The sequence below is a fragment of the Pseudomonas sp. FME51 genome (assembly GCF_014897305.1).
The window spans coordinates 192296-212711 of the sequence record NZ_JABUYN010000007.1 but is presented as its reverse complement, the minus strand read 5'-3'; the positions used below and the strand labels follow the sequence as shown (position 1 = coordinate 212711).

The window sequence follows — 20416 nt, the reverse complement described above, 5'->3', positions numbered from 1 at the left end:
CTCACCCATGCTCAATGGAATCTGGCTGAGCTTCTTCCTCGCCGCCTTCAGTGCTGCACTCTGGCAGTGGCTGGGTGTGGGTGACAGCGAAGTATTCAATCGCCTGGTGACGGCCATGTTCGATATGGCCCGGCTGAGTGTCGAGATCATCCTGGTCCTGGTCGGCACCATGACGCTGTGGCTGGGGTTTCTGGCGATTGCCGAAAAGGCCGGATTGATCCGCCTGCTGGCCCGAGTACTGGACCCCTTGTTCCGTCGCCTGATGCCGGACGTACCCAGCGGCCACCCCGCACTGGGGCATATCAGCATGAATTTCGCAGCGAATATTCTCGGCCTGGACAATGCTGCAACACCGATCGGCATCAAGGCCATGCATTCGTTGCAGGAACTGAATCCGCAGAAAAATACCGCAACCAACGCACAGATCCTGTTTCTGGTACTCAATAGCTCATCGCTGACGTTGCTGCCGGTAACGATATTCATGTACCGCGCGCAACAGGGCGCCACCGACCCCACTCTGGTGTTCCTGCCAATCCTGCTGGCCACCACCGCTTCCAGCCTGGTGGGACTGCTGGCGGTCGCCTTCATGCAGCGCCTGCGACTGCACGACCCCGTGGTTCTGGCCTACCTGCTGGGTGGCGCGGCGGCGCTGGGCCTGCTGTTGACCGCTCTCGCCGGGATGTCCGCCCAGGCTCTGGCCGCGACATCCTCATTGATCGGCAATCTGACACTCTTCGGCATCGTCATGCTATTTCTGGGCGTCGCGGCACTGCGCAAGGTCAGGGTTTATGACACCTTCATCGAAGGAGCCAAGGAAGGTTTCAGCTTCACCGTATCGTTGCTACCGTTCCTCATCGCCATGCTGGTAGCTATCGGCGTGCTACGCGCCAGCGGTGTGCTGGACGCCGGGCTGGATGGCGTGCGCTGGCTGGCCGACATGTTCGGTTGGGATACTCGCTTTATCGATGCCCTGCCAACCGCTTTCATGAAACCGCTGTCCGGCAGTGGTGCACGGGCGATGATGATCGAGACCATGGATACCTTCGGCGTCGACAGTTTCCCCGGCCTGCTGGCGGCAACCTTTCAGGGCAGCACGGAAACCACCTTCTATGTCATCGCCGTCTACTTCGGTGCCGTTGGTATCACCCGGATCCGTCATGGTCTGGGCTGTGCGTTGATAGCGGACCTGGCGGGGATGCTGACGGCTATTGGAGTGTGCTACTGGTTCTTCGGTTGAGGCACCCTGCTAAGCTGTAGAGCAGAGCCCCTGATTGGAGATCCCATGCCCGCCCCGCGTTTCGATCAGCTACACCGCCAGACCGGCCCGTATTTCGTTGCCCTCGGCGGCGCGGGAATGTTCGGTGCCAACCTGTACTTGTATGGCTCCGGCGGCGAGTGGATCGCCATCGATTGCGGCTTTGCCATGCAACCGACGGCCAGTGGTGACACCCGGATTTCGGTACCCAGCCTCAGTGCCTTGGAAAAACATGACATCAAACTCAGCGCGCTGCTGATCACCCATGGCCATGAGGATCATATCGGCGCCATTCCACACCTGTGGCGCCAGCTTGGCTGCCCCTTGTACACCAGCCCCTTCACCGCCCGACTGATCCGCAACAAGCTGGCGCAGAATCTCGACTGGCCACCGCTGCATGAAATTCAGCCTCTACAGCCAATCGGTCTGGGCGCTTTCCAGGCGGAATGGATACCGGTGACCCACTCCATTCCCGAGTCCCATGCCATTCTGCTGCAGGTGGCGGACAAGCGCATCTACCACAGCGGCGACTGGAAGCTCGACCCGCAACCGCTGGTAGGCGAGTTGACTGCCGAAAAACGGCTGCGCGCCCTTGGCCGGGAAGGTGTGGATGTGCTGATCGGCGACTCGACCAATGCCCCGGGCAGCGGTGCCAGCCGCTCCGAGGCGGCGGTGCAGAATGGGCTGCTGGACGCCATACGTCCGTGCACACAGCGAGTCATCGTTACCTGTTTTGCCAGCAACCTTGCGCGTCTGCACAGTCTCGCGGAAATTGCCTTCGATACCGGTCGTTATGCCGGCCTGTTGGGACGCAGTCTGGTCAGCATGCACAGCTTCGGCCGCGCGCACGGCTACCTGCGCACACGCCCCGGGTTCATCGGTCCCTGGGAGCTGGGCTTTCTACCGCGCGATCAGCAATTATGGATATGCACCGGCAGTCAGGGCGAACCCGGCGCCGCACTGGGCAGACTGGCCGCAGGTAACCATCCGCAACTGACCCTGGAGGCCGGCGATACCCTGGTGTTTTCCTCACGCCTGATTCCCGGCAACGAAGAAGCCCTGGAGCGCATCAGAAATAACCTGCAGCGCCAGGGTGTGCATATTATCGATGACGACATGGCACCCATCCATGCGTCCGGCCACCCACCACAGGAAGACCTGCGTCAGCTGTATGGCTGGCTGCGTCCGCGTTATCTATTGCCGGTGCATGGCGAGAACTATCATCAGCAAGCCCACATGAACTTTGCCCGCGGCCTGGGTATCGGCGGCCTGATTCCCGACAATGGCGACCTCATCGATCTGAGCGGGCCACCCTGCAGGGTGGCCGAACTGCCTTGGGCGCTGCAGGAAGTCGAACGCTGACCAATCCACCGGTTTCTGCTGGAAATTGCCTAACCGTTTCTCTCTGTTATAATTGCAACATAAATCGTTTCTTTTATGTAGGAGGCACCATGTACAGCGACAAGCGGGTGGCCGATGTTGATCGTTCACGGATTGGCAAAATGCTGATCGCCCTGTTCGATCACTGGAAGCTTTCCACCATCCAGCAGCTGAGCTTGCTGGGCCTGTCCAAGGATAACCGTGCCGCGCTCAGCAAGTACCGTAATGGCCAGCCACTCGCCAACGATAGGGATAAGCTGGAACGTGCCGGCATATTGCTTGGCATCCACAAATCTCTGCGCTTACTGTTCCCCTACAACCGCGACATGGCCTATGCCTGGATGTCCCAGCCCAACAAGGCTTTCGACGGTCAGTCACCGGTCGAAGTCATCGACCGCCAAGGGATGATCGGGATGTATATGGTCAGGGCCTACCTGGATGTTCAGAGAGGTCGATAGGCATGGCATTCGGAGATCTGGAAGGCCTCACTCTCAAAGCCGTTGATGAAGACCTTTTTCGCAATATCGTTTCGCTTCGCAAATCGCAGGATCTTTTCGATGACCTCAGCGACGATCCAGAAGATTGGGCTGCAGCGATTGAATTGGAAATCACCTGCAAGCCATCTCAGTTCCAGTCTGCTCACCCCATAATCGATAGGCCATTCGAGGAGGCCGCATTTCTCGAAGCCATTCGGTTCCCATTCGAGAAATTTGGTGCCAGCCGTTTCAGCAGCGGTCACTTTGGCGTCTGGTATGGAAGCGAAACTCTGGAAACCACCATTCATGAGACCGTCCATCATTGGCGCAATGGCCTGCTCCGTGACGCAGGGTGGCAGGATATGGAAGGAGTGGCGATTGAGCGCCGGGTGCATCTGGTTCAGTGCAACGGCGCCTTGGTCAACCTGGCAACCATGTCAGAAGAGTGGCCTGAGCTTCGCTCAGATGACTACGCAGCGTGTCAGGCGTTAGGAGCATCTTTTGATAGGCAGGGCCTTCCAGGCCTTTTAACCATCTCCGCTCGATGCAACGGAGTGAACGCAGCCGTTTTCAATCCCGCCCTGCTCAGTAACCCGCGAGCTCACTGCTACCTGACCTACAAGGTAGAGAAAGGGCAGGTGAGGGTGTGTCGATCAGAAGATGAAGAGTTGATTTCGGTGCTCTGAAAGCGAGCCCAGACAACCATCCTCGACATATGGATGCCAAACTCATCACAAATTGAGTGTCACACCGCCGTCCCCCATTCCCCCCGCCATCACCTCCGCCTCGGACAACACCCTTATCGATGGCTTCGGTGCCGTCCGGCGATCACCAACCTGCAACAATCCTATATAGGGAAAGTACTGCATGACCAGGAACGTCAACATGAAAAAGTACATAGGGATATTCACCATCGTTCATCTAACGATGGCAAAACCCACTCAAAACGCTATTCCTTGAGTTTCTGCCACAACATCCCCAGCGCCAGCAGCGGCGACCGGAAACGTTCACCCCCCGGAAACGCCATATGCGGCACCCGACTGAACAGATCAAAACCGCGGCTGGCCTGGCCGGTGATGGCTTCGCCGAGGATACGCGCGGCCAGGTGGGTGGCGTTGACGCCATGGCCGGAGTAGGCCTGGGCGTAGAATACATTGGGCTGTTCAGGCAGACGCCCGATCTGCGGCAGGCGGTTGGCGCCGATGCCAATCATGCCGCCCCACTGGTAATCGATGCGGGTGTACTCCAGCTGCGGGAACACCTTGAGCATTTTAGGTCGCATGTAGGCGGCGATATCCGCCGGGTCGCGTCCCGAGTAATGGCAGGCACCGCCGAATAGCAGACGGCGGTCGGCGGACAGTCGGTAGTAATCCAGAGCCACACGCTGATCACACAGCGCCATGTTCTGCGGAATCAGTTCCGCGGCCAGCGCTTCTGACAGGGGTTCGGTGGCGATGACATAGCTGCCGGCGGCGATCACCTGATTGCCGAGACGGCGCTCCAGGCCGCTGTGGTAGGCGTTGCAGCCGAGTACCAATTGCGCTGCACGCACCCGGCCCTGAGGCGTATGTATGGTCATGGTGGAGCCGTAATCAATATGGCTGACGGCGGACTGCTCGAACAGGCGAACGCCCAGCGATTCGGCTGCGGCAGCCTCACCCAATGCCAGGTTCAACGGGTGCAGATGTCCGGACCCCATGTCGATCATGCCGCCCACATAGCGGTCGGAGCCAACCACACTGCGCATCTGCTGCGGCTCTAGGATGGTCAGTTCGTGCTGATAGCCAAGCGACAGCAATTCATCGCGATCAGCACGGAAGTCATCGAGGTGCCGCGGCTTGTTCGCCAGATCGCAGTAACCCCAGGTGAGGTCGCAATCAATACCGAATTCGGCGACCCGCTGGCGCACCATCTGTACCGCTTCGATGCCCATCAGCTTGAGATCGCGTACGCCGTCCTGACCCAGGGTATCGGCAAACTGATCAACATCATGACCAACGCCGCGGATCAACTGACCGCCGTTGCGACCGCTGGCCCCCCAACCGATCTGCCGCGCCTCCAGCAGAATCACCGAGAGACCGCGCTGGGCCAGCTCGATGGCGGTGTTCAGACCGGTGAAGCCGCCGCCGACAATGCATACATCGGCCTGCTCATCGCCTTGCAGAACCGGGTAACCGGTGTCTCGATTGCGCGATGCAACATAGTAGGAGTGCGGATGCTCAGTAGAATGTGTGGCGTGGCGTGACATGCGAAGGGACCTGTTACAGCGGGAACACAGAGCAGCAGAATAGCGGTATTTGGCGTGCTGCAGAAGCCCTGCCATCCCGCCCTCCACCAGGACTCGGGGTATTTATCAGCAGAATTTGATATTCTTGATGCCGGCGACCTCTCGCCACGACCCATCCGTTTCAGTACCGACCTTGCCTGTGGACCTGCCATGCGCCCAGCCCATGCTCTGATTGATTTATCGGCCCTGCGCCACAATTACCGTCTGGCCAAGAGCCTGACCCACTGCCGCGCGCTGGCGGTGGTCAAGGCTAACGCCTACGGTCACGGTGCGCTGCAGTGCGCAGCGGCGCTGAATGATGAAGCCGACGGCTTTGCCGTGTCGTCCATCGAAGAGGCGCTGGAGCTGCGCGAGGCCGGGCATCAGCAGCCGATCGTACTGCTGGAAGGCTGGTTCGAAGCAGCCGAGCTGGAGCTGATCTGCCGCCATGATCTGTGGCCCGTGGTGCATCACCATGGCCAGCTGGTCAACCTGCGGGAGGCCAATCTGAGCCGACCGCTGCATATCTGGCTCAAGCTCGACAGCGGCATGCACCGTACCGGCTTCTCTGTTGCGGAATACCCGCAGGTCTGGCGAGAATTGCGCAGCAGTGGCAAGGTTGCCAGTCTGACCAAGATTACTCACCTGGCCCGCGCCGACGAGCCGGAAACCGGGCGTACCGAGCAGCAACTGGAGGCCTTTGTGCAGGCCACCACCGGACTCGAAGGCCCTACCAGCCTGAGCAACTCGGCTGGGGTATTGGCCTGGCCTGCCGCCTACGGTGACTGGGTGCGGCCGGGCATCATGCTGTACGGTTCCAGCCCTTTCGGCTTTGCCCAGGAACACGCTGCCCAATTGCGGCCGGTAATGCAGCTGGATTCACGGGTGATCGCAGTACATCAGATTGCCGCCGGCGAGCCCATCGGTTACGGCTCGCGCTTTGTCACCTCGCGGCCCAGCCGTATCGGCGTGGTCGCCATGGGTTACGCCGATGGCTACCCACGCCACGCGCCGGATGGCACGCCGGTGCTGGTGGATGGCCAGCGTACCTGCATCAGTGGGCGGGTATCCATGGATATGCTGACTATCGACCTGACTGATCTGCCCAACAGCGGCCTGGGCAGCTATGTCCGTCTGTGGGGGGATGGGCTGGACGCTGGCGAAGTGGCACACAGCGCCGGGACCATTTCCTATCAGCTATTCTGTAACCTGAACCGAGTACCACGTCGCTATCAGAACTGAGGTTCTGCACTGCACGGACGGCTTGAGCTGCGTTGAATATAATGCACGGCCGTGCAATCATGCATGCCACTTGATACCGTCTTACCCAGAGGATTCCGACCTTGGATGTTGGTGCCCGACTGAAAACCATCCGCAAACTCAAGGGTTTGTCGCAGCGTGAACTGGCAAAGCGTGCCGGGGTGACCAACAGCACCATCTCGATGATCGAGAAGAACAGTGTCAGTCCCTCGGTCAGCTCATTGAAGAAGGTGCTGGCCGGCATGCCGATGTCGTTGGTGGATTTCTTCGCCGTGGAAACGCCCGATCAGCCACGCAAGGTGGTGTACCGCACTGATGAACTGCTGGATATCGGCAGTAACGAAGTGATCATGCAGCTGGTCGGCAAGGATCACCCCGGTCGCAACCTGTCATTTCTGCGTGAAACCTATCCGCCTGCTGCGGATACCGGGCCGGACATGCTCAGTCATGAAGGCGAAGAGGCGGGTATCGTGGTCCAGGGTCGCCTGGAACTCACGGTTGGCACCGAGGTGCACATCCTCGGCACGGGTGACAGCTACTATTTCGAGAGCAGTCAGCCGCATCGTTTCAATAATCCCTTCGATGAACCTTGCATCCTGATCAGCGCAACGACACCGGCGAACTTCTGACTCTGGATACCAGCGCTCAATTGGGCGGGTAGGTGCTGAGAATCTGCGCTGCCCGCTCATGCATTTCACGACTGCGTTCGAGGGGTGTCGAGCGATCCTGCACGATCTGACTGTCACTGCCGCGCCAGACCAGGCGCCCATCGCTGGCGTCGAGTAGATCGATCTGCAAGGTCATGACCTGATAGTCCACCGTCCGGGTCTGGCTGTATCCAGGGCCACCCCAATAGGGCCCCCAATAACCCCAGCCGCCACCGTAGTGTGTTGTCACGTTATCCCTGCGCTGTTCGATAACCACCGAGGTACGTACCTGCAAGTCTGCAGTCGCAGCCTCCAGCGCCGGACGCAATCCGCGCACATCCAACTGGGCGCTGACCGCTTCGAGCACCCGCTGAGTGGTCAGATCACTGGTCAGGCGCGGGTCGTTGGCGGGTGCATAGGTAACCGGCGGATCAGCCCAGGTCCAGGTCTGGTACTGGCTGAAATCCCGGCTCAGGTCAAAATCCGCGCGTGGTCCGGTGGCCTGGCAGGCCCCCAGCAACAGTAACGACAGCAGCATGATTGAGCGAAACATGGAAACCTCGGCTGCATCGGTGAGTATATGAAATCAGACTGCCGGAGCAGATGATCGTTCTTCACAACCTACACTATCGGGAGCAACAGTTGAAAGCGTGCACCCTCGCCGGGGTGTGAATTCAGGGTAATCTGCCCGCCGTGCAGCTGCACAATTTCCCGGCACAGTGCGAGCCCGAGGCCGACCCCGCCGCGACTGGCGCCGATCTGCACGAAGGGCTCGAATATGCGTACCTGTTGCCCGTAAGGAATGCCTTCGCCCTGGTCTTCAACGGCGACCAGCAAACGTTCGTCCTGCATCATAGCGCGCATGAGTACGGTTCCGCCGGGTTGACTGTGACGCAAAGCATTGGCCAGCAGATTGTCGAGCACCCGTTCGATCTGCAACCGATCCAACTGTACTGTCGGCAGGTCCGCAGCACAGTCCACTTCCAGCGCAAGGCCCTGCTCTTCGGCTGGACCACTGAACCGCTCGCGGGCCTGGATCAACAAGGAATCAACCCGACAAGGGCTGCGCTCCAGTTTCTGCAAGCCATTCTGGTAACGGGAGAAATCCAGCAACTCATTGATCAGGCGTACCAGTCGGTGCATTTCCTCATCCACTGTGCGCAGCAGTTCGCCCTCGCGCGAGTCGGTCGGAAACCGCAGACGTTCGAGCAATAGCGCAAAGGCCATATGCATACCGGCTACCGGGGTGCGCAGCTCATGTGAGGCGCGCAACACGAACTCGCTGCGGATGCGCTCGAAGGCGCGCTGCTCGGTGACATCATGCAACACCATCACCATGCCCCCGGTGTGACTGACAGGGGTGATGCTGTAGGTCAGCAAGCGCGATTCATCATGCACCGACAGTTCTCCCAACACCCCGCTCTGCGTGATGCCCCCCGCCACTTGCCACAGCTGCTCATCCAGTTCCGGACGCTGCAATGCCTCACTGGCGCTGAGGCCGAGCTGGCGCGAGCCCAAACCCAGTTGCCGCCCGGCGACAGGGTTGAAGTGTTCCAGGCGCCCGCTGCGATCAAACATCAGCAGACCGTCATCAATGCTGTCGAGCACCGCCTGCAACCGCCGCTGTTCCGTCAGCAGCGCCTCCACGTCACTATGGCGGAACTGCTGCAACGCCGCGGCCATCAGGCCGAAGCGTCGACTCAAGGTAGCCAGTTCGGCCACCGGGGTCACCGGCAGGGTGACGCGAAAATCACCCTTGCCTATCAGGTTGGCCGCCTCAGCCAGCGCCTCGATCGGGCGACCGAAGCGCTGTGCGATGCTGTGGGCGGTTATCAGCCCGAGCACCAATACCGCCACACCGACCAGCCCCAGCAAGCCGGCAATCAGCCAGGCGCGCTCCCGGGCGTGCTGTTCGCCGGCGCGCAACTGCACCAGATAATATTTGAGCATGACATCAATACGATTGTGGATAGTACTGAAATGGTCTCGCAGCTCATCACTGCCGAGCATCTGCTGGCGTACCGCCAATGGCTCGGCGAGCAGCTCCTCGAACACGGAATAGACCTGAGCCAGCTGCTCCAACTCCTGAATATCGTGATCATCCACCGCCTCCTGTCTCGCCTTATCCAGCCAGCGATCGAAACGCGCATCGGCCGCATGGATCGCCGCCAGATCGGGCTCTTCCGCTAATAGCAGGGTGAATTGATGGTTCAGGGCCTGACTCAACCCCATGGCCGATTCGATACTGCTCAGGTTGCTGGTCATGGCCTGGCTCTGAGCGCGGGTCAGATGCAGTACGCTGAAGATCCCCAGCAGCAGGCCGATAAGTGCGACTGTGAGCAACGCCCCATTGCTGAGAAACAGCCGGCTGCGCAGCTTCACAGGCCGAGCTGCTTGCGCTTGCGGTACAGTGTGGATGAGTCGATTCCGAGTATCCGCGCGGCTTGATCCAGGGTGCCACTGTTACCCAGCACGGCGGTGATATGTGCTCGCTCAAGCTCCTCAAGACTGAGCTCCCCTCCTGCCCGCGGCACATTACCTGTGGGTAAGCCTTCAAATCCGAGATGTGCCAGATCGACCAGTTCGTCGGTGCAGATGATGCTGGCACGCTCGATCATGTTGCGCAGTTCGCGAATATTACCGGGCCACGGATACCGCTGCAGCGCAGCCAGCGCGGCTTCACTGAAGCCGCGGGCAGGCCGTGCGTAATCACTGACAAAACGCAGCAGAAACCGCTCCGCCAGATCGGGGATATCCTCAGGTCGCTCACGCAGGGGGGGTAATGTCAGCGTAATGACATTGAGCCGATAGAACAGATCTTCGCGAAACGTACCCTCGGCCGCCATTTCCTGCAGATTGCGGTTGGTGGCGGACAGGATGCGCACGTCGGCCTGGCGCGTCTGTGGATCGCCGACCCGCTCGTATTCACGATCCTGGATGAAACGCAGCAGCTTGGGCTGCAAGGCCAGCGGAAAGTCACCTATCTCATCCAGAAACAGGGTACCACCATCGGCCTGATTGACCCGGCCCAGGGTATTCTCCGTGGCGCCGGTAAACGCACCGCGAGCGTGGCCGAACAACTCGCTTTCCATCAGCTCCGCACTCAGCGATGGGCAGTTGACCGTCACACAATCGCGTTTGCTGCGCTTGCTCCATCCGTGAATGGCCCGCGCCAGTTCGCCCTTGCCGGTACCCGACTCGCCGAGGATGAGGATATTGGCGTCGGTATCGGCCACCTGCCGCGCTGTGTCCAATACCGATCTCATCGCCGGGCAACGTGAGTTCAGATCAGTACCCGCCGCCGGCGCCTGTTGCTCCAGCGCCTGCAGGCGCGCCGCCATGCGGCGGGTTTCAAGCTGCCCGGCGGCCGCCATACGCAGCTGTTCAGGACTGCAGGGTTTGACCAGGTAATCCGCCGCACCTGCCTGCATTGCATTGACCGCCGTGTCGATCGCCGAGTGTGCGGTCACTATCACCACACGCATCCACGGCGCCAGAACCCGCAGCCGCGCCAGCACATCCAGGCCATCATCAGCACCCAGCCGCAGATCAAGAAAGCACAGATCAAATACCTGAGCCTGTACCAGGGTTTCCGCCTGTTCCCCCGTGCTGGCGGTTGCGATAGCGTACCCCTCATCCTCAAGACAGTAACGAAAGGTGCGCAGGATGGCCGGCTCGTCGTCCACCAGCAGAATGCGTCCTTCTTTATCAATTGTGTGCATCGCCCGCTCCGGTTTTCCCTGTTGCTTATTTAGTCACCGGTCCGTCGTGCAAGTTGCACGGTTATTTTTTACGACTCTTGCAATGTGCACGGCAACGACCTTTTCGAAAAACAGTAACCATCTGAATTAATTGAACATTTTTATAAAATATAATTGGCATGACTACTGCAACGGTAATAAGCGAACGGCAACATGCCGCTGAATAGGAGCACAGAAATGCATACATTGAAGAAACTCGCTATTGCTACCGCCACCGTTGGATTCATGGCCCTGAGCCCGATGGCAGTCCATGCCGAAGACGGTGACATGACTCGTCAGCTCACCGAAGCCCGTCAGGAAGGTTCTGTCTGGACCGCCTTCGCTCTCAACCAGCATCTCAGTCCTTTCAGCATTGATGTCGAGATTGAAAATGGCGTCGCAGTGCTGACCGGTGAAGTCGAATCGCAAGTCGATCGGGATCTCGCCGAACAGGTGGCACTGGGAGTAGAAGGTGTCAGCGAAGTGGACAACCAGCTCAAGGTCGAGGGTGAAAACGCCGACCGTACTGACAACAAGGACGGCAGCTTTTCCGATCGCTTCAATGATGCAACCACCACCGCGACAGTGAAGTCCAAGCTTTTGTGGAATCGTAATACTGAAGGGCTGGATATCAATGTTACTACCAAGAATGGCGTGGTGACGCTGGAAGGCAATGCCAACTCCGACACCGCCAGTGAACTGGCCGAACGGCTGGCGCGCAATACTGAAGGTGTTCGCCAGGTAGACAACAAGCTGAATATCAATGCCGAAGCGGGTACCGCTGACAAGGCCAAGGCCAAAGCGAATGAGGCCGGTGGCGCCATCAGCGATGCCTGGATTACCAGCAAGGTCAAATCCAGCTTCCTGCTCAGCAGCAATCTCGACGGTCTGGATATTTCAGTGGATACCAAGGGCGGTGAGGTCACATTGAGCGGTCATGTGAATACCTCTGCCGAGAAAGATCTGGCCGTGGAAACTGCCGAAAACATCCGCGGTGTGAATAGTGTGAATGCCGACGCTCTGCACGTTGGAAATGAAAGCTGAACCCGGCGTCGGCAACGCGGACGCACTGAACGGTCTTTCGATTAATCGAGGAGAACTGCCATGTTAAGTTGGGCTATTACCTTTCTGATCATCGCCATCATTGCTGCCGTACTGGGCTTCGGTGGTATCGCGGGCACCGCAACCGGGATCGCCAAGATTCTGTTCGTGGTCTTTCTGGTGCTCTTCGTCGTGTCCTTCATCATGGGGCGTCGCCCCAAGCTATAGGACACCGCAACTGAAGCGCAAACTCGAACCGGTCACTTTGTGGCCGGTTTTGCGTTGGGCGCATCCGGAAAACGCACGCGCACCAAGAGTCCCCCCAGTTCTCCTTGCTCCAGGCTGATCTGCGCCCGGTGTGCGCGGCAGATCTCACCGACGATTGACAGGCCCAGGCCACTGCCGGTGCCTCCTTGGCGATAGAAGCGTTCGAATACCCGGTTGCGTTCGGTTTCCGGAATGCCCGGGCCGGTATCTTCAACCTCCAGGCAGGCGCCGGCGGTGAGCCGCAGGATAATCTGTCCACCCGCCGGGGTATGGGCCAGCGCATTATCAATCAGGTTGCCCAGCAACTCCTGCAACAATGTCCGCTCGCCCCACACCGTGAACGGCTGCGATACCTCCAGCGCCAGCTCGACCCCTCGGCCATGGGCCAGCGGCACCATGGCCATCGCCACCTCCTGCGCCAGTGGCTGCATGGCGATGAGTTCAGCGCTGCCATCCGCTACTGCCCGGGCACCGCGCTCGATGCGGGCCATGGATAACAGCCGGTTGGCCAGCGCGATGGTGCGGTCAGTACTCAGCTCGGCATCCTGCAGCGCCTGGTGCCACTGCTCCGGATGGGAGGAACGCAAACCGAATTCGATACGCGCCTTGAGCGCCGACAAAGGCGTACGCAGCTCATGCGAGGCCTCGGCGATAAAATCGCGTTGGCGCTCGAAGTTACCCTTGAGCTGGCCGGTGAAATGGTTGATGGCATCCACCAGCGGGCTGATCTCGCGTTGCAGCCCCTCGGTACTGATCGGGCTCAGATCATCGCTGCGCCGCTTGGTGACCTCGTCCTTGACCCGGCGTAACGGCCCCAGCGCGGCATTTACCGTCAACCAGACCAATATCAGCGCACTGACGCTGAGGACGCCCAGATTGATCAGCGAGCGGTGCAACAGGCCACGGGCCATACCCTCGCGGGCATTCAGGGTTTCGGCCACGCGGACCTCCGCCATGCCATGCTCACCGTCGATACTGACCGGCTGCAATAAGCTGACCAGGCGTACTTCCGCACCCCGGTAATGGCCATCATAGAAACGCGCCAGCGCCGGGTAGTCGCGGGTCATGGGCGTCCCTGGCGGTGCTGCTGGCAGATCCTCATAACCGGACACGCCGCGCCCCTGCCGATCCAACACCTGATAGTACAGCCGCCCAGTGATGTCATAGGCAAAATTATCCAGGGCGATGTAAGGCACCTCCACTGACAACCGCCCCTCGGCATCGAATAGCCCCCCGACAATGGTCCGCGCCGAGGACAGCAGCGAGCGGTCGTAGGCGGTATCGGCGGCGTCACGTGCATTCCAGTAGGCGCTGATCGCCGCCAGTACCAGCAGCAGGCTGAGCATCAGCGCCAACCGCACCATCAACCGTCGACGCAGGCTACCGGCACTGCGTTGGCGGCTCATTCGATGGCTTCCAGCAGATAGCCCAGACCACGGAAGGTGACGATGCGCACGCTGCTCCCATCAAGCTTGCGGCGCAGCCGGGAGATATAGATCTCGATGGCTTCCGGGCTGGCATCCTGATCCAGGCCGAACACCTTGCTCGCCAACTGCTCCTTGTTCAACAATCGCCCCGGCCGACTGATCAGGTTTTCCAGGACCGCATGTTCGCGCGAGGGCAGCTGCAGAGGCGTATCGTCCAGGGTAAAGCGGCGGTCAGTCAGGTCATAGACCAGCGATCCGCAGCGCTGCTGGCGCTCGCCGCCCATCAGGCTGCGGCGCAGCAGGGCATTGACCCGGGCTTCCAGCTCGCTGAGCTCGAAAGGCTTGGCCAGGTAGTCGTCGGCGCCCAGGTTCAACCCGCGCACCCGGTCGCCGACCTCGCTGCGGGCAGTCAGGATCAATACCGCCAGGGTCTGGCGCCGCTCGCGCAGCTGGCGCAGCACTTCAAAGCCGTCCATGCGCGGCAGGCCGACGTCGAGAATGACCAGGGCGTAATCCTCGCTGCGCAGCGCCAGATCGGCGGCCACGCCATCATGCAGGGTGTCTACCGTCAAGCCGCCAGCCTTGAGCGCACGGGTCAGGCTGTCAGCCAGTTCCGGATCATCTTCCACCAGCAGAATGCGCACCCACTCCCTCCTCCGATCGTTTTGGCGAGTGTACACCGCCTGCCGGCAGTGACGAAGGGTGCACCTTCGATCCGTTGCAGATGACAGGTTGATGAAAGGTTGCGGTATTAGGCTTCGGGTCGCTACCCCGAATATCACCATCCTGTTTCAATGAGCGCTCAGCGTTCCTTACAAGAAAAACAAATGGAGAAGCTGATGATTGTCAGTACCAATACCTGTTTACTGCGTGCCATTCCGTTGGCCCTGCTGGTCGGCCTGCCAATGGCGCAGGCGGCAGATGACGGCTTCCTGGCCGGCAGCAAGGCCAGTCTGGAGATGCGCAACATCTACTACAACCGCGATTACCGTGAAGGTACCGGCCAATCCAAGCGCGAGGAATGGGCCCAGGGTTTTCTGCTGAACCTGCAGTCGGGCTATACCCGCGGCCCGATCGGCTTCGGCCTGGATGCCCAGGGGCTGCTCGGCGTCAAGCTGGACTCCAGCCCCGACCGGACCGGAACCGGCCTGCTGCCCCGCCATGATGATGGCCGCGCCGCCGATGAATACGGCAAGCTCGGGTTGACGGCCAAGGCACGGGTATCCCGATCGGAACTGCGTCTGGGTACGCTGATGCCGACGCTGCCTACTCTGAAGCCGAACAACAGCCGCATCCTGCCGCAGACCTTCGAGGGCGGCATGCTGGAGATCGGTGAGTTCGACGATCTGGATCTGTCCCTCGGTCGACTGACCAAGACCAAGTTGCGCGACTCCTCGGACGCCGAGGATCTCGTGCTCAACAGCAAGAACGGCCGCTTTGCCGGCGTTACTGCTGATCATTTTGATTGGGCCGGGGTGGATTATCAGTTCACGCCTGGCCTGGCGGGCAGTTATCACCTGGCACAACTGGATGATGTCTACCGCCAACAGGTCATGAGCCTGAGCCACCGCGGTACCCTGGGTGCCGGCAATCTGCGCGCCGAGCTGCGCGTGGCGTTGTCCGATGACCAGGGTGCCGCGCGCGCCGGGTCGATCGACAACCAGGCCTGGCAGGGTGTACTGGGTTACCGCCAGGCCGGCCACGGATTGGCGTTGTCCTTGCAGAAGATGCGCGGCGACAATGCCTTTCCGTACATCAACGGCAGCAATCCGAATCTGGTCAACTTCGTGCAGGTCAACGACTTTGCCGAAGCGGGCCAGCGTTCCTGGCAGCTGCGTTACGACTACGACTTCGCCAGCCTGGACATTCCCGGATTGACCTTCATGACCCGCTATACCAGTGGTGACAAGGCTGAGCTGGCTGCCGGCGGTCATGGCAAGGACTGGGAGCGCAATATCGAGCTGCAATACATCGTCCAGCGCGGTGCCCTGAAAAACGTCGGTCTGCGCTGGCGCAATGCGACCTATCGCTCGAGCTACGCGCGCGACCTGGATGAAAACCGGCTGATCGTCAGCTATACCCTGCCGCTTCGCTGAAGTTGTTGGCCTGATCATTATTCTTATAACCTCCGATGAGGAACTGCGACATGACAATCTCTCTGCGCACCGTGCTGCTCACCGTGGCCTGCCTGGGTCTGGCAGCACCGACCCTGGCCGATGAGCCAAGACGCCCCGAATGCATCGCCCCGGCTTCCCCCGGCGGCGGTTTCGACCTGACCTGCAAACTGGCCCAGAGCGGCCTGCTGGAAGGCAAATACATCAGCAAACCCATGCGCGTGACCTACATGCCCGGCGGTATCGGTGCCGTGGCCTACAACGCCGTGGTCGCACAGCGGGCAGACGAGGGCGGCACCATCACCGCCTTCTCCAGTGGCTCGCTGCTGAATCTGGCCCAGGGCAAGTTCGGTCGTTACGACGAAACCGCGGTGAAGTGGCTGGCTGCTTTCGGCACCAGCTACGGCGCGATCGCGGTGCGCGCGGACTCGGAGTTCAAGACTCTGGCTGATCTGGTCAAGGCGCTCAATGACGACCCAAGCAAGGTGGTGATCGGCTCCGGTGGCACGGTCGGCAGCCAGGACTGGATGCAGACCGCCCTGATTGCCCGCGCTGCCGGTGTCGATCCGCGCAAGCTGCGCTACGTGGCAATGGAAGGTGGTGGTGAACTGGCCACTTCGTTGCTGGGCGGCCATATCCATGTTGCCAGCACCGATATCTCCGACTCCATGCCGCACATCGAAAGCGGTGACCTGCGCATTCTGGCGGTCATGGCTGATGAGCGTTTGCCCGGTCCGATCACCGAGCAGATCCCTACGGCCAAGGAGCAGGGCTACGACGTCAGCTGGCCGGTGGTGCGCGGCTTCTACATGGGGCCGGATGTCAGTGATGAGGAGTTTGCCTGGTGGAAGGACAACTTCGACCAGATGATGGCTTCAGAGGACTTCGCCAAGCTGCGCGAGAGTCGCGAGCTGTTCCCCTTCGCCATGAGTGGTGATGAGCTGGACGCCTATGTGAAGCAACAGGTGAACAACTACAAAGCACTGGCGGCCGAATTCGGCCTGATCCGCTGACTCGCTAGTACGGGCGGACGTCCTGTCCGCCCGCTTCTTGAGGACTCCTGTCATGTACCAACGCCTGTTTGCCGGCTTTCTGCTGGCGGTCTGTGCTGTCCTCGGCTGGATGGCCTGGGGGCTGGAAGCACCCTTCTCCTACGAGCCGGTTGGTCCCCGCGCCTACCCGCTGTTGCTGCTGGGCCTGCTGGCCGCCGGCGCACTGTTACTGGTCATCAAGCCGGCCCTGGAAAGTGGCAGCAACGAAGAAGCACCGCTGTCGCGGGTCATGGTGCCGAAGCTGCTGCTGTGCCTGGCGCTGCTGCTGGCGCTGGCCGCCCTGTTCGAGCGCCTGGGATTTGTCCTGACCAGCGTGGCCTTCGCCTATGGCATGAGCCGCCTGTTTGGTGGCCGCAATCTGCCGAGCATCGTCGTCGCACTGGCGCTGGGACTGGGCCTGTACTTCCTCTTCGATCGCATTCTGGATGTGCCGCTGCCGCTGGGTGTGCTGGCTGCCCTGGAGAACTGATATGGATACGTTGCAATATCTCGGCCAGGGCTTCGGTGTTGCCCTCAGCCCGAATAACCTGATCACCGCCCTGGCCGGTACCACCATTGGCACCATCGTCGGGCTACTGCCGGGTCTGGGGCCGATCAACGGTGTCGCGCTGTTGATCCCGGTCGCCTTCGCCCTCGGCCTGCCGCCGGATACGGCGCTGATCCTGCTGGCTTCGGTCTACCTGGGCTGCGAGTACGGCGGACGCATTTCCTCGATTCTGTTGAATATTCCCGGCGAAGCCTCGGCGGTCATGACCACCCTGGATGGTTATCCGCTGGCACGGCAGGGCAAGGCGGGTATCGCCCTGTCGATTTCCGCCTGGAGTTCTTTTATCGGCGGCTTCATCGCCACCATCGGGGTGGTGATCTTCGCCCCCTTGCTGGCGAGCTGGGCGGTGTCCTTCGGACCCGCCGAATACTTCATGCTGATGATCTTCGCCGTGGTCTGTCTGGCCGGTATGGCCGGTGACAAACCGGTGAAGACCGCGGTTGCGGTGCTGATCGGCCTGTTGCTGTCGTGCGTCGGCATCGATGCCAACAGCGGTGTGTACCGCTTCACCTTCGGTGCGCTGGGCTTGTCCGATGGCATCCAGTTCGTGGTGCTGGTGCTGGGGCTGTTCAGCATCAGTGAGATACTGACCCTGCTGGAACGCACCGAGCATGGCCAGACGGCACTCAAGGCCAGCGGCCGCATGCTGTTCAATGTGAAGGAAGGCGCCTCGGTATTCGCCACCAACATCCGCAGCGGCATAATGGGCTTCGTTTTCGGCATCCTGCCCGGGGCGGGAGCGACCCTGGCCAGCGCGATGGCCTACATGACCGAGAAACGCCTGGCCGGCAAGGAAGGCCGCTTCGGCAACGGTGATTTGCGCGGCCTGGCGGCGCCGGAAACCGCCAACAGTGCCTCGGCGTGCGGCTCTATGGTGCCGATGCTGACGCTGGGTATTCCCGGCTCCGGCACCACCGCGGTCATGATGGGTGCCCTGACGCTGTACAACATCACCCCCGGTCCGCTGCTGTTCCAGAACCAGCCGGATCTGGTCTGGGGCCTGATTGCGTCGCTGTTCATCGCCAACATCATCCTGATCGTGATGAACGTACCGATGATCAAGGTATTTACCCGCATTCTGTCCGTGCCGAACTGGACCCTGGTCCCGGCCATTGCCATCATCACCTCGATCGGCGTCTACGCGGTGCATGCCACCACCTTCGATCTGTTCCTGATGATCGGCATCGGTGTGTTCGGTTATATCCTGCGTAAGCTGGACTTCCCGCTGTCCGGGGTGCTGTTGGGCTTCATTCTCGGCGGGCTGATGGAAAGCAACCTGCGTCGGGCGCTGTCGATTTCCAACGGTGATCTGAGCGTACTGTGGAGCAGCCCGATCAGCCAGGCGCTCTGGGTACTGGTCGTGCTTATCGTCCTGCTGCCGTTCTGGCGTGCCTGGCGCGCAAAAAGGCGTGCTCCAGCCCTGCTGCCCGATGGTTGACGGCAGTCCGCTGAAGCACTTGGCAGCCCCGTTCGCGGGGCTGCTTGGCGGTTGGCTGGCCAGCCTGATTCATTTGCCCCTGCCATGGATGACCGGCTCCCTGCTTGCGGTAATCCTGGTCCGCTGCAGCGGCTGGCTGGTGACCGAGCTACCTGGTGGCCGGCGTGCCGGACAGTGGTTGGTTTCTAGTGCCATCGGTCTGCACTTCACTGCTCCGGTGCTCGAGCAGATACTCGGCCATCTGTGGCTGATCTTGCTCGGTTCTCTGGGTACCTGCCTGCTCAGTGTGCTGGGTATCATAATTCTACGCCGCAACGGAGTGGATCGAGCCACCGCTTTTTTCTCCAGCATGCCCGGCGGCGCCAGCGAGATGGTGGTCTTTGCCCTGCGCCATGGCGCCGATCCGGCGCGCGTTGCCGCAGCGCACAGCCTGCGACTGCTGCTGGTGGTATTGACCATTCCGGCGATTTTCATCTGGAACCTGCCGGCCAGTGCACCGGCTGTGCCCGTCAACCCTGATTGGGGCTGGCTGTTGGTGCTGATGCCGCTGGGGCTGCTGGCGGCGCTGGCCTGGCGGCGGCTTGGCCAACCCAACCCGTGGATGCTCGGTCCACTGCTGTGCTGCGCCGCGGCCAGTGTGATATTCGATCTCAACCTTGCCCTGCCAGCGGCAGGTAGCGCCATCGGGCAATGGCTGATCGGCAGTGCCTTGGGATGTCACTTTGATCGGAAGTTCTTTCGCAGTGCACCCGCTTTCCTGATTCGTGTGTTGCTGTTCGCTTTGCTGGCCATGCTCGCTGCTGCCGCTGGCGCCTGGCTGCTCGGCCAGTTCGCAGCTATGGATGTCGCTGGTTTGACCCTTGGCATGATGCCCGGCGGCATTACCGAACTCTGCCTGACCGCCGAAGCTCTGCAATTGTCTGTGGCCCTGGTTACGGCACTGCAAGTAGCGCGACTGTTGTTGGTGATGTTTCTCGCCGACCCGCTATTTCGCTTGTGGCAGCGGCGCAATCCGCTGCTTGATGTACCACAGTGACAGCACCGGTTACCGGCGTTATGCTCGGTACAGCACTGCATATCAGCTGTGCGCGATAACGGGAGTCATCATGTCGAGGAAGCTGGAAGAGGGCTACCGCGAGAAGGCGCTGAAAATGTATCCCTGGGTATGCGGACGTTGCGCGCGGGAGTTCACTGGCAAGCGTATCAGCGAATTGACCGTACACCACCGGGACCACAACCATGACAACAACCCCGAAGACGGTTCCAACTGGGAACTTCTGTGCCTGTATTGTCATGACAACGAGCATTCCCGCTACACCGATCAGCAGTACTTCAGCGAGTCTTCCACCGCCAGTCCCCAGACCGATGTCGCCAAACACAAGGCGCTCGCTGGTCTGGCGGAGCTGCTGAAAGCGCGAGGCGGCGCCGGCTGAGGCGGCACACAGCTTTGTAACTGCGACTTTCAGACCCTTGCCCGGCATCATCTCCAGCTATAGCCTTGTCGAC

At 60.5% G+C, this 20416-nt stretch carries 20 protein-coding genes; 14 read left to right on the top strand and 6 right to left on the bottom strand.

All coding sequences use genetic code 11. The features are described 5' to 3' along the window. The first annotated feature begins 7 nt into the window (after window positions 1-7). The 4 genes from INT39_RS14155 to INT39_RS14140 all read left to right on the top strand — a co-directional run bounded on the left by INT39_RS14155 (window position 8) and on the right by INT39_RS14140 (window position 3797). Window positions 8-1237, top strand: a complete 1230-nt coding sequence (locus INT39_RS14155) for a nucleoside recognition domain-containing protein (protein WP_193074628.1) — start codon at window positions 8-10, stop codon at window positions 1235-1237. 45 nt (window positions 1238-1282) lie between these two features. Beyond that, on the top strand, window positions 1283-2617 hold the full coding sequence (locus INT39_RS14150) for a ribonuclease J (protein ID WP_193074627.1): 1335 nt from the start codon (window positions 1283-1285) through the stop codon (window positions 2615-2617). 89 nt (window positions 2618-2706) lie between these two features. Beyond that, window positions 2707-3093, top strand: a complete 387-nt coding sequence (locus INT39_RS14145; RefSeq protein WP_193074626.1) for an MbcA/ParS/Xre antitoxin family protein — start codon at window positions 2707-2709, stop codon at window positions 3091-3093. 2 nt (window positions 3094-3095) lie between these two features. After that, window positions 3096-3797, top strand: coding sequence for an RES family NAD+ phosphorylase (locus INT39_RS14140; protein WP_193074625.1), 702 nt, complete (start codon window positions 3096-3098; stop codon window positions 3795-3797). A gap of 263 nt (window positions 3798-4060) precedes the next feature. Here INT39_RS14140 and INT39_RS14135 read toward each other — a convergent pair whose 3' ends face one another. Next, a complete protein-coding gene (locus INT39_RS14135) occupies window positions 4061-5359 on the bottom strand; it encodes an NAD(P)/FAD-dependent oxidoreductase (RefSeq protein ID WP_193074624.1) in 1299 nt (432 codons plus the stop codon). Window positions 5360-5548: 189 nt separating this feature from the next. On the opposite strand from INT39_RS14135, the gene alr reads away from it, so the two are divergent. Both alr and INT39_RS14125 read left to right on the top strand, forming a co-directional pair. Further along, the gene (alr, locus tag INT39_RS14130) at window positions 5549-6619 is read left to right on the top strand and encodes an alanine racemase (protein ID WP_193074673.1); all 1071 of its coding nucleotides are present in this window, start codon (window positions 5549-5551) and stop codon (window positions 6617-6619) included. A gap of 101 nt (window positions 6620-6720) precedes the next feature. Beyond that, entirely contained in the window at window positions 6721-7266 is a 546-nt protein-coding gene (locus INT39_RS14125; protein WP_193074623.1) for a cupin domain-containing protein, read from the top strand. 16 nt (window positions 7267-7282) lie between these two features. Here the strand turns inward: INT39_RS14125 and INT39_RS14120 are convergent, their stop codons facing one another. From INT39_RS14120 to algB, 3 genes are all read right to left on the bottom strand, one after another. Continuing rightward, complete coding sequence (locus INT39_RS14120; protein WP_193074622.1) at window positions 7283-7837, bottom strand: DUF4136 domain-containing protein; 555 nt, start codon at window positions 7835-7837, stop codon at window positions 7283-7285. Between the two features lie 68 nt (window positions 7838-7905). Next, complete coding sequence (locus INT39_RS14115; protein WP_193074621.1) at window positions 7906-9666, bottom strand: ATP-binding protein; 1761 nt, start codon at window positions 9664-9666, stop codon at window positions 7906-7908. Further along, on the bottom strand, window positions 9663-11006 hold the full coding sequence (gene algB, locus INT39_RS14110) for a sigma-54-dependent response regulator transcription factor AlgB (RefSeq protein WP_193074620.1): 1344 nt from the start codon (window positions 11004-11006) through the stop codon (window positions 9663-9665). The genes INT39_RS14115 and algB overlap by 4 nt, the downstream gene beginning before the upstream one ends. 216 nt (window positions 11007-11222) lie before the next feature. Here algB and INT39_RS14105 point away from each other — a divergent pair, with 216 nt between their 5' ends. Next, complete coding sequence (locus INT39_RS14105) at window positions 11223-12068, top strand: BON domain-containing protein (RefSeq protein WP_193074619.1); 846 nt, start codon at window positions 11223-11225, stop codon at window positions 12066-12068. Window positions 12069-12128: 60 nt separating this feature from the next. Then, window positions 12129-12293: a DUF1328 domain-containing protein gene (locus tag INT39_RS14100; protein ID WP_036991535.1), complete on the top strand. Its 165-nt coding sequence runs from the start codon at window positions 12129-12131 to the stop codon at window positions 12291-12293. A 32-nt stretch (window positions 12294-12325) separates the two neighbouring features. On the opposite strand, the gene INT39_RS14095 is transcribed toward INT39_RS14100, so the two are convergent. Together INT39_RS14095 and INT39_RS14090 are read right to left on the bottom strand one after the other, a co-directional pair. Further along, a complete protein-coding gene (locus INT39_RS14095) occupies window positions 12326-13738 on the bottom strand; it encodes a sensor histidine kinase (RefSeq protein WP_193074618.1) in 1413 nt (470 codons plus the stop codon). After that, on the bottom strand, window positions 13735-14403 hold the full coding sequence (locus tag INT39_RS14090) for a response regulator (RefSeq protein ID WP_193074617.1): 669 nt from the start codon (window positions 14401-14403) through the stop codon (window positions 13735-13737). The genes INT39_RS14095 and INT39_RS14090 overlap by 4 nt, the downstream gene beginning before the upstream one ends. Before the next feature lie 195 nt (window positions 14404-14598). On the opposite strand from INT39_RS14090, the gene INT39_RS14085 reads away from it, so the two are divergent. The 6 genes from INT39_RS14085 to INT39_RS14060 all read left to right on the top strand — a co-directional run bounded on the left by INT39_RS14085 (window position 14599) and on the right by INT39_RS14060 (window position 20343). Beyond that, window positions 14599-15855: an OprD family porin gene (locus INT39_RS14085; protein ID WP_413468925.1), complete on the top strand. Its 1257-nt coding sequence runs from the start codon at window positions 14599-14601 to the stop codon at window positions 15853-15855. Window positions 15856-15905: 50 nt separating this feature from the next. Next, a complete protein-coding gene (locus INT39_RS14080; protein WP_193074615.1) occupies window positions 15906-16886 on the top strand; it encodes a Bug family tripartite tricarboxylate transporter substrate binding protein in 981 nt (326 codons plus the stop codon). A gap of 52 nt (window positions 16887-16938) precedes the next feature. Next, window positions 16939-17394 carry a tripartite tricarboxylate transporter TctB family protein gene (locus tag INT39_RS14075; protein WP_193074614.1) on the top strand — a complete coding sequence of 152 codons (456 nt, stop codon included), beginning with the start codon at window positions 16939-16941 and terminating at the stop codon, window positions 17392-17394. A gap of 1 nt (window position 17395) precedes the next feature. Then, window positions 17396-18910 (top strand): tripartite tricarboxylate transporter permease, encoded by a 1515-nt coding sequence (locus INT39_RS14070; protein WP_193074613.1) that lies wholly within the window; start codon window positions 17396-17398, stop codon window positions 18908-18910. Beyond that, the gene (locus INT39_RS14065; RefSeq protein WP_193074672.1) at window positions 18903-19946 is read left to right on the top strand and encodes an AbrB family transcriptional regulator; all 1044 of its coding nucleotides are present in this window, start codon (window positions 18903-18905) and stop codon (window positions 19944-19946) included. Before INT39_RS14070 ends, INT39_RS14065 begins: the two co-directional genes overlap by 8 nt. 70 nt (window positions 19947-20016) lie before the next feature. Continuing rightward, window positions 20017-20343, top strand: coding sequence for a YajD family HNH nuclease (locus tag INT39_RS14060; RefSeq protein WP_193074612.1), 327 nt, complete (start codon window positions 20017-20019; stop codon window positions 20341-20343). Window positions 20344-20416: the final 73 nt, after the last annotated feature.